The sequence below is a fragment of the Shewanella sp. SG41-4 genome (assembly GCF_014164505.1).
GTDB lineage: Bacteria > Pseudomonadota > Gammaproteobacteria > Enterobacterales > Shewanellaceae > Shewanella.
In genome coordinates this window covers 1-12648 of sequence record NZ_JACJFI010000018.1, presented here as the reverse complement: position 1 = coordinate 12648, position 12648 = coordinate 1, and the positions used below count along the sequence as shown (strand labels likewise).

10 protein-coding genes and 1 pseudogene are annotated in these 12648 nt (G+C 42.4%); 2 read left to right on the top strand and 9 right to left on the bottom strand.

Going from position 1 to position 12648, the window contains the following annotated elements; all coding sequences use genetic code 11:
* Positions 1 to 13 precede the first annotated feature (13 nt).
* Entirely contained in the window at positions 14 to 955 is a 942-nt protein-coding gene (gene rsmH, locus H5202_RS03400) for a 16S rRNA (cytosine(1402)-N(4))-methyltransferase RsmH (protein WP_182770806.1), read from the bottom strand.
* A 25-nt stretch (positions 956 to 980) separates the two neighbouring features.
* Positions 981 to 1439 (bottom strand): division/cell wall cluster transcriptional repressor MraZ, encoded by a 459-nt coding sequence (mraZ, locus tag H5202_RS03395; protein ID WP_059746825.1) that lies wholly within the window; start codon positions 1437 to 1439, stop codon positions 981 to 983.
* A gap of 1006 nt (positions 1440 to 2445) precedes the next feature.
* On the opposite strand from mraZ, the gene H5202_RS03390 reads away from it, so the two are divergent.
* Complete coding sequence (locus H5202_RS03390; RefSeq protein WP_182770805.1) at positions 2446 to 2766, top strand: hypothetical protein; 321 nt, start codon at positions 2446 to 2448, stop codon at positions 2764 to 2766.
* Between the two features lie 3 nt (positions 2767 to 2769).
* Here the strand turns inward: H5202_RS03390 and glpK are convergent, their stop codons facing one another.
* The 6 genes from glpK to leuA all read right to left on the bottom strand — a co-directional run bounded on the left by glpK (position 2770) and on the right by leuA (position 11005).
* Complete coding sequence (gene glpK / locus H5202_RS03385; RefSeq protein WP_182770804.1) at positions 2770 to 4275, bottom strand: glycerol kinase GlpK; 1506 nt, start codon at positions 4273 to 4275, stop codon at positions 2770 to 2772.
* A 203-nt stretch (positions 4276 to 4478) separates the two neighbouring features.
* A complete protein-coding gene (locus H5202_RS03380) occupies positions 4479 to 5831 on the bottom strand; it encodes an outer membrane protein transport protein (RefSeq protein ID WP_182770803.1) in 1353 nt (450 codons plus the stop codon).
* A gap of 477 nt (positions 5832 to 6308) precedes the next feature.
* Positions 6309 to 6914 (bottom strand): 3-isopropylmalate dehydratase small subunit, encoded by a 606-nt coding sequence (gene leuD / locus H5202_RS03375; RefSeq protein ID WP_182770802.1) that lies wholly within the window; start codon positions 6912 to 6914, stop codon positions 6309 to 6311.
* Between the two features lie 19 nt (positions 6915 to 6933).
* Entirely contained in the window at positions 6934 to 8346 is a 1413-nt protein-coding gene (gene leuC, locus H5202_RS03370; RefSeq protein ID WP_182770801.1) for a 3-isopropylmalate dehydratase large subunit, read from the bottom strand.
* Positions 8346 to 9440, bottom strand: a complete 1095-nt coding sequence (gene leuB, locus H5202_RS03365) for a 3-isopropylmalate dehydrogenase (RefSeq protein ID WP_182770800.1) — start codon at positions 9438 to 9440, stop codon at positions 8346 to 8348. The genes leuC and leuB overlap by 1 nt, the downstream gene beginning before the upstream one ends.
* Positions 9437 to 11005, bottom strand: a complete 1569-nt coding sequence (gene leuA / locus H5202_RS03360) for a 2-isopropylmalate synthase (protein ID WP_182770799.1) — start codon at positions 11003 to 11005, stop codon at positions 9437 to 9439. Before leuA ends, leuB begins: the two co-directional genes overlap by 4 nt.
* Positions 11006 to 11525: 520 nt before the next feature.
* Here leuA and H5202_RS03355 point away from each other — a divergent pair.
* Complete coding sequence (locus H5202_RS03355; protein ID WP_182770798.1) at positions 11526 to 12530, top strand: hypothetical protein; 1005 nt, start codon at positions 11526 to 11528, stop codon at positions 12528 to 12530.
* Positions 12531 to 12542: 12 nt separating this feature from the next.
* Here H5202_RS03355 and H5202_RS03350 read toward each other — a convergent pair.
* A pseudogene (locus H5202_RS03350) lies at positions 12543 to 12648 on the bottom strand (IS982 family transposase); the annotation flags it as partial.

Genomic DNA, 12648 nt, shown 5'->3' with positions numbered 1-12648 from the left:
TTACCCTCAGTGGTTAATAATCCAGACGCTCGGCAACTCGTAACACTGAGCTACGCGCACGTGGATTTTGCTCTAATTCTACATCAGAAGGTTTTAGCGCTTTACTAGCCGCCTTCAATTTACGCGATTTATTAAGCTCTGCTTCCATGATAGGTAATCCATGTGGCACGCTTTCACCTTGACTATGACGGCGAATAAAACGTTTAACCATACGATCTTCTAACGAATGAAAACTGATCACCGATAAACGTCCTTGAGGTGCTAATACCGTTAATGCGCCTTCAAGTGCCTGATCGATTTGTTCTAATTCACTGTTAATATAAATACGAATAGCCTGAAAAACCCGAGTTGCGGGATGCTTATTGCGCTCTTTGTTTTTAGTGATACGCGCGATTAAATCGGCTAAATCTTTGGTACGTAAAAAAGGTGTTTTTTCGCGATCGGCAGCAATACAACGTGCAATGTGGCGCGAATTTTTTTCTTCGCCGTAGGTTTTAAACACCCATGCCATATCTTCAATTTCTGCACGTGCTATCCACTGCGCCGCAGTTTGACCTTGGCTATTGTCCATGCGCATATCGAGCGGGCCATCACGTAAAAAACTAAAGCCACGTTCAGCATCGTCTAATTGTGGTGACGACACGCCAAGATCAAGTAATACGCCATTAATTTTGCCCGTTAATCCAAGTTCTTCGACATACTCAGCTAGTTGACCAAAGCCACCGTGTACGATTTGAAAACGTGGATCATCAGCAAACTGCTTAGCCGCTTCAATCGCTTGTGGATCACGATCAATTGCAATTAAACGACCATTTTCGCCTAAATGACTTAATACATGACGCGAATGCCCACCTCGGCCAAAAGTGCCATCAATGTAGATGCCATCACTTTGGATATTGAGACCGTCAACGGTCTCATTCAATAATACTGATAAATGGGCAAACTCTTGGCTCATTGGGTTCTTCTAACCTTTTTGGTCATTACAGTGAAAAGTGTGCCAAGCGTTCATTGCTGGCTAAATCTTGGCTTTGAATGAGCGCATTGCCATCATCCATTTGTTGCTGCCAAGCACTCTCTTCCCATAATTCAAATTTATTCAGTAAGCCCACCAGCATGGTTTTCTTTTCTAAACTGGCGAAACTTCGTAATGCCGGCGGAATCACAATACGTCCGTGGCTGTCTAGTTCACAATCTTGTGCGTGACCTAGTAATTTTCGTTTAAAGGAACGCTCAAGTGGATCGGTATCAGAAAGCAATCTTAGCTTTGCTTCAATCTGCTCCCATTCATGTAACGGATAAATCAACAAACAAGCAGCGTCAATATCAACGGTCATAATCACGGTACCGGCATGTTCCACACGCAAAGCATCACGGTATCTGGCTGGAATAGCGATCCGCCCTTTAGCATCCATGTTGATTGCACTGGCACCACGAAACACGTTATTTAGCCCTTAATGTTGTCATTTGATCCACAATGATCCACTTCTTCCCACAAATGCTAAGTTTAGGGACTCTATGCAAGTGTTGTCAAGCAATGGACAGATATATTAAATCCAGACCCCAAGCGGGTTAGCAGCAAATTAATATCAAGCGGGATGAATGACAGAGCTGTCGGTAGAAAACAGCTAAAAATCAGGGTAAATGAGTTAAACCAGAGACATAACGGTCACTTTATCGACTAAAATAGACTGGCGATCTTTTTAATTAATGTTATTTAATCGCTCGAATGTTCCTTCTTTACATCGTAATATTGCTCAATAGCTCAATTTAAAGCACATTAAAAATCAACAAATAGTCGACTGAGCCCACTTTTTAGGTTTAAAAAAGTTCTTAAATCTGTGCTTATGCCTGTCGAGTATCTTTAACATCAGCATTATTGAGGCCGAAAACCTCTTTACTTATCTTGCTACACTTCAACTGCAAAACATCACGGTGTATATCTTTTCCCCTTGATATTGAAGGCTTGTATTTTATCAATACATCTCACAATCACAGTTAATTATTCTTAATGCCTTAAGGCGCATGCGGTGATGATGATGACGCTATGATAAACGGTAAAAACGATGATTGTTATAACGCAAGTGAGCGACAAAACAGCGCTATCGCTCCGCTCTGTGTTTTGCTATCTGCGTTGGATTAGCAGGCAATAGATAAGCTATTGACGCATAAATGCGCCTTTGGTTGTCAGATGTGGCTAAACGGGTGATGTTTACGTTATTCAATTATCTTTGGTGCGTGATTAAATAAACGCTGAAAATAATGAAATGAGCATCGTTAAAAACATCTGTGCCAGCCGGGAGCCAATGGAATGTTATCAATCAAGAGTATGAAAATAGCAGCTAAACGATCCACAACTTAAAAAAGATTAAATTTTAATCAAACTGAGTCGATAAACAGTTATGATGATAAACATCCAGCGTCATTTCACCGCCACAGGAGGGCAACATGAGTATTGACAGCATTTATGCCATGCTAGCTAGGCCTGTACAAGCTGTGAGTGAGCGTAAGAGAATTGTTGAACAAGTCAAACATGTCAGTGCTATTAGTGCAGACAGTCACGAGGCTCCTCAGTCACAATTACCCCCCAGCATTACCCACAAAATGCCTATTCAACGGCAGGAAGTACCACGTCAAGAAAGACGCGCCAAACCGAGAACGATCAATGATAAAAAAAATCTAGGTAGTAGAACTAGGCGAATGAAAACTGATAAGCGATTCTCCACTCGTGGAGAAACCGCCAGTCAGCTCATTGATATTGAAGTGTAATGTTTACTTGGTTTCCTCAACGTCACCATTAGGGCTCACTTGAGATACTGCTTTCTGCCAGCCCTTGTACAAGGTTGCACGAGTCTCTATATCCATTGTTGAGGTAAACTCTCGCTCGGTAGACAGCATGGTTTTTAATTCATCCGTCGACTTCCATACGCCAACAGCTAGGCCCGCTAGAAATGCAGCCCCCATTGCCGTGGTTTCCGTTACTCGCGGGCGAATCACTGTTACCCCTGTAATATCGGCTTGAAATTGCATTAAAAAGTCATTTGCTACCGCACCACCATCCACGCGAATTTGTGTTAATGGTACATTAGAATCTTTGCTCATAGCATCAAGCACATCCCGAGACTGGTAAGCTATTGCTTCTAATGCTGCGCGAATAATATGATTCCGATTGGCCCCTCGGGTTAAGCCAATAATGGCACCTCGGGCATCTGCGTCCCAATAAGGTGCACCTAAGCCCACAAATGCAGGCACCAGGTACACACCATTGGTGTCGTCCACTTTGTCGGCAAAATATTGGGTGTCACACGCATCGGCAATAAGACCTAACTCATCACGCAACCACTGAATAACCGCGCCGCCCATAAATACCGAGCCTTCTAAGGCATAATTCACCTTTGTATCAGCGCCAATAGCAATGGTCGTTAATAATCCATGGGTAGACTCTACCGCTTTGTCACCCGTGTTCATTAACAAGAAGCATCCGGTACCATAGGTATTTTTAGCCATCCCAGGCTCAATGCACAATTGGCCAAATAACGCCGATTGTTGATCGCCAGCCATGCCTGCTACAGGAACATGATTGCCAGCCAGTTCGGTATAACCGTATATTGCGCAAGACGGTTTCACTTCAGGTAACATTGCCCTAGGTATATTAAACAGATCGAGCAACTCTTGGTCCCACTGCTGATCGTGAATATTAAATAACATAGTCCGAGATGCGTTGGTCGGTTCAGTCACATGGACTTCACCTTGTGTGAGTTTCCACACCAACCAAGTATCAACAGTGCCAAACAATAAATCCCCTGCTTCGGCTTGCTCACGAGCGCCTTCAACGTTGTCTAAAATCCACTCGATTTTAGACGCAGAAAAGTACGGGTCTAGTACCAGCCCAGTTTTCTGGCGAACCATATCTTCAGCACCTTGTGCTTTATGATGCTGGCATATTGCTTGGCTGCGGCGACATTGCCATACAATCGCATTACATACCGGCTTACCTGTGTGCTTATTCCATACAATCGTGGTTTCGCGCTGATTGGTAATCCCTATCGCCGCAACATCATGACGGCTAATACCCGCACGGGTTAACACCTCAACCAAAACAGAACTTTGTGAAGACCATATCTCCATCGGATCATGTTCTACCCATCCCGCTTGCGGATAATGTTGAGTAAATTCACGATGAGCCACGGCGACAATATTCGCTTGATGATCAAACACAATGGCACGAGAACTTGTAGTGCCTTGATCTAACGCGACAATGTATTTTTTTGCAACCATCTGATTTCCTATATCATTTTGTCATTATTATTTTTATATGATTTATCTGCTTAATAAGCCAATGTGACATCGTACATCGACATATAAAATTAATGCAAGTAATTGTCGCCAGTTCACAGAAAACCTCATCGTTTTACTGTAGACCAATAAATAAAAAGGCCTCGCTACTGCGAGGCCTTAAATATCAACACTAGCAGAGCTTATTACATCTTATAGCTTAACTGCACGCCTGTTAACCATACGTCACCCGTCGCTTCACCAGTAAAGCTAACCGCAGCAAGTCCTAAAAGGTCTTGAGCCTCAGCAATTGGCGCGTCACCAAAAGTACGAATGTAAGTCACACCCACATCAACATTCAGATTTTTAGAGACTTGGTAACCGGTACCAACACTGAACCATAAACGGTCAGAATCTGGAATGGTCGTGGTGCGATGTTGATCATCAACCGCAGTTTTATCAAGTGCCATACCCGCACGTAATGTCCACTGGTCATTAAGGGTATAGGTAGTACCAAGCGCATAACGCCAGTTATCTTTAAAGTTCTCTTCTTTTACCACGTCTGACTCTAAGTCACCTACAGGCTTAACATCACCAGGAAAATACGCCACTAGTTTTTCAAACACGCTCCATTCAGTCCAATTTACACTGGCATGCATTGCCCAGTTTTCAGTTAACTGATGATACGAAGCTAGTTCTGCAAATGCAGGTAATTCGACTGGTAAGTAACCTTCGATTTCGATGTCCTGACCGCCATTATAAACCACGCCAGACACATGACCGTCTAATTTAAGATCAACACTACTGTGATAAGCCAAACCGATGCGGTTAGCTGAGTTAATTTGCCAGCTCGCGCCTGCTTTCCAGCCATAACCAACATCATCACCTTCCATTGACTTTAGTTCGGTTCCACCAGAAGGTAAACGCGCACTAATGCTTGCAGGTAAGTTTGGATTGGCTTTAATTGCATCAATCCAACCAGGGGCAGTTGCACCTACTTCACCTTCACCGTATACCACACGTAGGCCAGCACCTACAGTAAATGAGTCATCAATACGGTAAGCAACATTGGGATTAAATTCGACAGTGGTAATTGAGGTTTTACTGCCAAAAATAGCCGCCGCATCCGCTACCGGAATATCGGTTGCTAAACCATAATTTGAATTAACCGCTAGACCCCAAGTCCATTGATCATTCAACTGGTTTGAATAATAAAAATTTGGCACAAGAGCATTGCCAGCAACATCGTATGCATCAGCACCAATCACTAATGGCTCAGAACCTAATAATGGTGAAGAAATGCCGACATCACCAACCACATCAACATTCGGCATGACATAGATGCCACCCGCTGATACTTGGCGACCTTCTAGATAAGCTAGCATGGCTGGATTACGCGCTTGAGTTGACGCATTGTCTGCAATAGCAGCTTCACCAGCAAATGCACGGCCTAAACCTGTCGCTGAATATTCTGCAAGTTGGAAACCTGCCGCGTTCACTTGAGTTGTTGCCCCAAATACAATGGCGCTAATCGCCAGTGTTAACACTGTTTTTTTCATTATGATTCTCTGTGTCTTAGTTTCAAACTGCATAAATCGATTTTATAGAGTAAAAACTCGATTTAAATGAAGCCGCCAGTGTACTGAACCAAAAAAGCTTTGCAACTGCGTAAAGGGACTGAACAAGGAGTGAGTGATTGAATTTTAAATTGTGACCATGATCAAACTTTTAGTTTTCTGCTATCAAAAAGAAACTAAAAGCGGTATAGCTGTAAACCGAGTTAACCTCACACAATAATAAATTAATTTTTATTACTTAAAAACATAACGTTAAACCATCTTGTATAGTACGCTAGTGAGCTTAAATGATTAATGATATTCAGCTATGATAGATTCATTAAATGCACATATACAAAATTTTTACATAAATATTTTTACAATTAAAAACAAAAAAACCTCTTAATGCATCATCAAGAGGTTTTTAATTCATGGTTCACGCTATTTAAATGGCACTATCAAACATTTTGAGAGTGCAGATTATGCGAACCAAGCAGGTATCTTAGTTTCATAATCAGTGATTTGCTGTTCGAATGACAACGTCAAACCAATCGCATCAAGACCATTCAATAACTTATGTCGGGCAGATTCAACAATAGTGAAATCAAACACACTTCCAGAAGGTGACGTTACAGTGAGAGCTTGTAAATCGACGGTAATTTTTGCCCCCTCTTTGGCTGCCACTTCATCCATTAATTGTTGCACTTGTACCGATGTTAATTTAACGGGTAACAGACCGTTATTAATCGAATTACCGTAAAAAATATCGGCAAACGTCGGCGCGATGATCACTCTAAAGCCAAAATCAGCTAGTGCCCATGGCGCATGCTCACGCGACGATCCACAACCAAAGTTTTCTTGTGCTAATAAAATAGAAGCGCCTTTATAACGTGGCTGATTTAGCACAAATTCAGGATTAGGTTTATCGCCAGCATCGTCTAAATAGCGCCAGTCATGGAATAAATGAACCCCAAAACCGTCACGGGTCACTTTGGATAAAAATTGCTTTGGAATAATTTGATCTGTATCGACATTAGCGCTATCAATGGCTACCGCTAAACCGGTATGGGCAGTAAATGCTTGCATGTGTATCTCCTATCTCGGTTTAGTAAGGTTTGCGAATATCAACAAAGTGACCGGCCACTGCAGCAGCGGCTGCCATAGCAGGGCTAACCAAATGGGTACGGCTGCCACGGCCTTGACGACCTTCAAAATTACGATTACTGGTTGATGCACAGCGATCGCCTGCTTCTAAACGGTCATCATTCATCGCTAAACACATTGAGCAGCCCGGTAAACGCCATTCAAAACCAGCTTCGATAAAGATTTTATCTAACCCTTCAGCTTCGGCCTGTAACTTCACTTGGCCAGAACCCGGCACCACAATTGCCACTACACCATCAGCAACTTTACGGTTTTTAGCGTGCACAGCGGCTGAACGTAAATCTTCAATGCGAGAGTTAGTACAAGAACCAATAAACACTTTATTGATGCTAATGTCGGTCATCTTAGTACCCGGAGTAAGGCCGATATATTCTAACGCTTTAATCATGCTGGTACGGTTAGTGCTATTAGTTTCTTGTTCAGGGTTAGGTACTACACCATCAATTGCCACCACTTGACCAGGGTTTGTACCCCACGTTAACTGCGGTGCAATATCGTTGGCATCTAATACCACTTCGGCATCAAACACAGCATCTGGGTCAGATTTAAGCTCAGACCATGCTGCGACAGCTTGTTCCCACAGTGCATCTTTAGGCGAAAACTCACGACCTTTAAGATAGTTAAATGTGGTTTCATCAGGCGCAACCATACCAGCTTTAGCGCCCATTTCAATGGCCATATTACATAAGGTCATGCGGCCTTCCATGGTTAATGCTTCAATGGCTTCACCACAAAACTCAACCACGTATCCTGTACCACCATCCATGCCGAGCTTACCGATAATCGCTAACACGATATCTTTAGCCGTCACGCCATCGGTTACTTGGCCACGCACTTCAACTTTCATATTTTTGGCTTTTAACTGACGTAGTGTCTGGGTTGCTAACACATGCTCAACTTCTGATGTGCCAATACCAAATGCTAATGCGCCAAATGCGCCATGGGTCGCAGTGTGAGAGTCACCACACACAATCACAGTACCGGGTAAGGTAATACCAAGCTCTGGCCCCATTACATGGACAATACCTTGATTTGGATGATGAATGTCATACAAACGCACGCCAAACTCTTTACAATTCTGTGCCAGTGTTTCAACTTGAGTACGCGCCATTGGGCTTAACGCATCTAAACTGGCGCTGCGAGTTGAAGTATTGTGGTCCATCGTCGCAAAGGTTTTTTGTGGCGCGCGTAGTTTACGGCCTGCCACTTTTAAACCGCTAAATGCTTGTGGTGATGTGACTTCATGGACTAAATGACGATCAACATACACAACTGGCGCTTCACCTTCTGGGCTGGTAACAATGTGTGAGTCCCACACTTTTTCATATAAGGTTTTACCTGTCACTTGGGCCATTACACACCTTCCTTTATTGCCTGAGTGATAAAGTCACCCATTTGCGCTGTTGACTTAGCTTCGCTACGTTTGTCTGCAGCCACTAATTCACCGGTGAGATAACCACTTGCCAATGCTTTTGTCACTGCACGTTCAATAGCGCTTGCCGCCTCTTCTTGCTTTAGGCTGTGGCGTAGCATTAACGCAGCAGATAAAATTTGTGCCACTGGATTAGCGATACCTTGGCCAGCAATATCTGGCGCACTGCCACCGGCAGGTTCAAATAAGCCAAAACCCGAACTATTCATGCTTGCCGAAGACAATAGCCCCATAGAGCCAGTTAACATGGCAATTTCGTCTGACAAAATATCACCAAATAAGTTTGAACATAACATCACATCAAACTCATCAGGACGACGTAATAGCTGCATAGTCGCGTTATCAATATAGATATGTTCTAAAGTGACATCTGGAAAGTCTTTAGCTACTTCTTCAACCACTTGACGCCATAATACTGAGCAGGCTAATACGTTTGCTTTGTCTACCGAAGTGACCTTATTTTTACGTCCACGCGCCGCTTCAAAAGCAATACGTGCAATACGACTAATTTCGCGACGGCTATAACGCATAGTATCGAATGCTTCTTCATCGTCACCTTCACCTTGGCGCCCTTTCGGCTTACCAAAGTAAATACCACCGGTTAATTCACGGACACACAACACGTCAAAGCCGCGGGCAGAAATATCACTACGAAGCGGTGACATATGCTCTAAGCCGTCATGTAATTTGGCTGGGCGTAAATTACAAAATAACTCAAAGTGACCACGCAATGGCAATAATGCCCCACGTTCAGGTTGATCGTTAGGAGGTAAATGTTCCCACTTAGGACCACCGACGCTGCCGAATAGAATCGCATCTGCCGCTTCGCAACCTTTTAAGGTCGCGTCAGGTAAAGGACTACCATGGTTATCAATGGCAATACCGCCGACATCAAATTCGGTGTATTGAATATCCAGTCCAAATCGTGTTTCTACAGCATTAAGCACTTTACGTGCTTCTGCCATCACTTCTGGGCCAATACCATCCCCCGACAAAACTGCTATTTGATAACTCATACGCCACCTAACTCCCTTTCTTTATGGATCTGTTGTTTAAAATCAGCCACTTTATCTGCGCGGTACACTAGGTTCATCACATGTACTAACGCTTGAGCTGATGCTTCAACGACGTCTGTTGCTAAGCCAACGCCGTGGAACATTTGTTCATTATATTTTGCAGTAATATCAACTTGTCCAAGCGCATTTTGACCTTCGCCTTTCGCGCTTAACTTGTAATTAGTGATATTAATTTTACGCTCAGTTGCGCGTGCAATGGCATTATAAGCCGCATCAACAGGACCATTGCCCGTAGCAGCCTCAGTAATATCATTACCATCAATCGCAATACGTACGGTGGCGGTTGCCACACCTTCAGTCGAATCAGAATGCACCATCATGTGCTGTAGCTGGTACTTATCGTCGTCTTGAGCCTGCGACTCCATGAAGACCAATGCTTCTAAATCATAATCAAACACTTGGCCTTTTTTATCTGCTAGGGTCAAAAATTGCTCGTAAAGGCTGTCCATGTCATAGTCAGTTTGTTGGTAACCCATTTCTTCCATGCGATGTTTAATCACATGGCGACCAGAGCGTGAAGTCATGTTCAAATTATTACGGTTTAAGCCAATACTTTCTGGTGTCATGATCTCGTAAGTATTTTTGGCTTTTAACATACCGTCTTGATGAATGCCCGATGAATGAGAGAATGCATTGGTTCCCACAATCGCTTTATTGGCTTGAATGGGCATATTACATAATTGACTCACTAGCGATGAAGTGCGGTGAATTTCTTTGGCATTAATGCCGCAATCTAACTCAAGCAAATCTTTACGGGTTGCAAGGATCATTGCAATTTCTTCTAAAGAACAGTTACCCGCGCGCTCACCAATACCGTTAATAGTACATTCAATTTGACGAGCACCCATTTCAACTGCAGCAATGGAATTAGCCACCGACAAACCTAAATCGTCATGACAATGAACCGAGATTACTGCTTGATCAATATTAGGTACCCGGTTAAATAAGGTTTGAATAATCCCACCAAACTCGCTTGGCACTGTATAACCTACGGTGTCAGGAATATTAATGGTACGAGCACCGGCTTTAATCGCCGCCTCAACCATACGACATAAATTATCGATTGGTGTGCGACCAGCATCTTCACATGAAAATTCAACGTCATCAGTAAATCGTCTGGCGTATTTAACCGCATTAACGGCCATCTCTAATACATCGTCAAAAGAACGCTTTAATTTACTTTCTACATGAATGGTCGAAGTAGAGATAAAGGTATGAATACGGAATTGGTCGGCAACAGACAAGGCTTGTGCAGCAGCATCAATGTCTTTTTCAAGTGCACGAGATAGCGCACACACGCGACTGTTTTTAATGGTTTTTGCAATGGTCTGCACCGATTGAAAATCACCAGGAGAAGAAATAGGAAAACCCACCTCCATTACATCTACACCTAAACGCTCAAGTGCTAGGGCAATTTGTAATTTTTCTTTAACGGTCAAACTGGCTGCTAATGCTTGCTCACCATCGCGTAAGGTAGTATCAAAAATTATGACTCTATTGGACATCGAATTTCTCCATCGACCATCATGTTTATGTGAATTAGCTGCGATCTCCACAACTGCTTCATTTCAAAAGGGCTAAAAAAAAACCCCGCGACTATTAGCGCGGGGTTTGTGTATGTTTAATGAATTATTTTACATGTAACACAAAGGAATCCGCGCAGGATATGCGAGAGAGGAGAAGGAGTCCGAGTAAAACTGATTGTGTGTTCATGCGTTAATATTCACTTTTAATAACTAATTAAGCTAAAGGTTTGACGTACAAAATATGTCTATGCCTAATATGTAACGCGACCAGCCGTCTGTGTCAACCCTAATTTGGCCAACGTGAAAAAGATGATAGCGTACTAGTGCCTCATTACAGTGAATCAATGACTAAATCAGCCAATATTGATTCGCTTTCAATTAATGTACTTAGCTCTCAATGTTAAAATAAACACCAGCCTAAGTGGCTGCATCAGCTATATTTTTATGTATCTGGATATAAATAATCGTATACTGCTTTCACCCCATGTTAAGTAGATATATGACGATGATGTTGTCGAAAAAGAGTATTGAGTATAACTTTAGTCGCATTTTTGCTTTAATCTTTGGCCTCACGCTATATTTAGCGATCTCGGCGGCTTCTGCTCAACCATCACAACGCTTATTACTCTCCGACAATATCATTGCCGAAACTCAACAACTGAGCGTTCGTAAGCAACTCGATGTGATCAGCAATATTAATACTCAAAGATCTGCAGACGCCAAAACACTCATTGATTTACTCGATCAGCAACATGTTCAACAACCATTAGCCAATATCGACCTATTGCGATTAACGCTGTTACATTGTTTTAATTTATTGGAGTTTGGTGAGTTTAATCAAGCTATTTCCTTTGCCAAACAAGGTGAAATCAATGCTAGGGAATTTAAGTATGACACTGCTCGCCCTTACTTTATACAATGCCAAGCGATTGCACATCAAAGCCTCGGCAACACGCTACAAGAACAACAACTCACCGAAGAAGCTCTACGTTTAGCCAAGCGTTACTCTGAAAAACAAGCGATTGTAAATAGCCTTTATGCCAGAAGTAGGCAAAATACTAGCCTAGAAAATTATAATTCGGCCATTGAAGACTTGCGTTTTGCCTTAGATATTTATGGTGAGGCGCAAAGCCAATTTCAGCATTGGTATTTGCTACCTATTTCATACATCCAATCGGAAATTTCAAATGTTTTTTTCTCCATGGGAGAGTATGAAGAGGCATTGCATTTTTCCGAATTAGCTTATAAAGATATTTCTTTTTTTGGAAAAATAAAATCTACAGTAACTCTCAATTTAGCGCTTATACACATAGCGCTAAATGATAAAGCCAAAGTACTCTATTTTTTAAATAAAGCAGAAGATTTCAGTAAAAATATAAACATAGGCTCTGAGAGAGATTTGGCAAACCAATATGCTTTGCTTGCGATAATTCATTTATATGTTGATGACTACGACATCGCCGAAAAACTCGCATTATCGAGCATAGAACTTTTTACTAAATAACCTGAGATCGGTTTAAGCCATAACAGAAATCGCATTGAAATCGACATCTGTGATATTGAGTTGTGGCTTACTTTCTTTGAGTTGATAAGCGATTAAACCACCAATCATATTCAACATA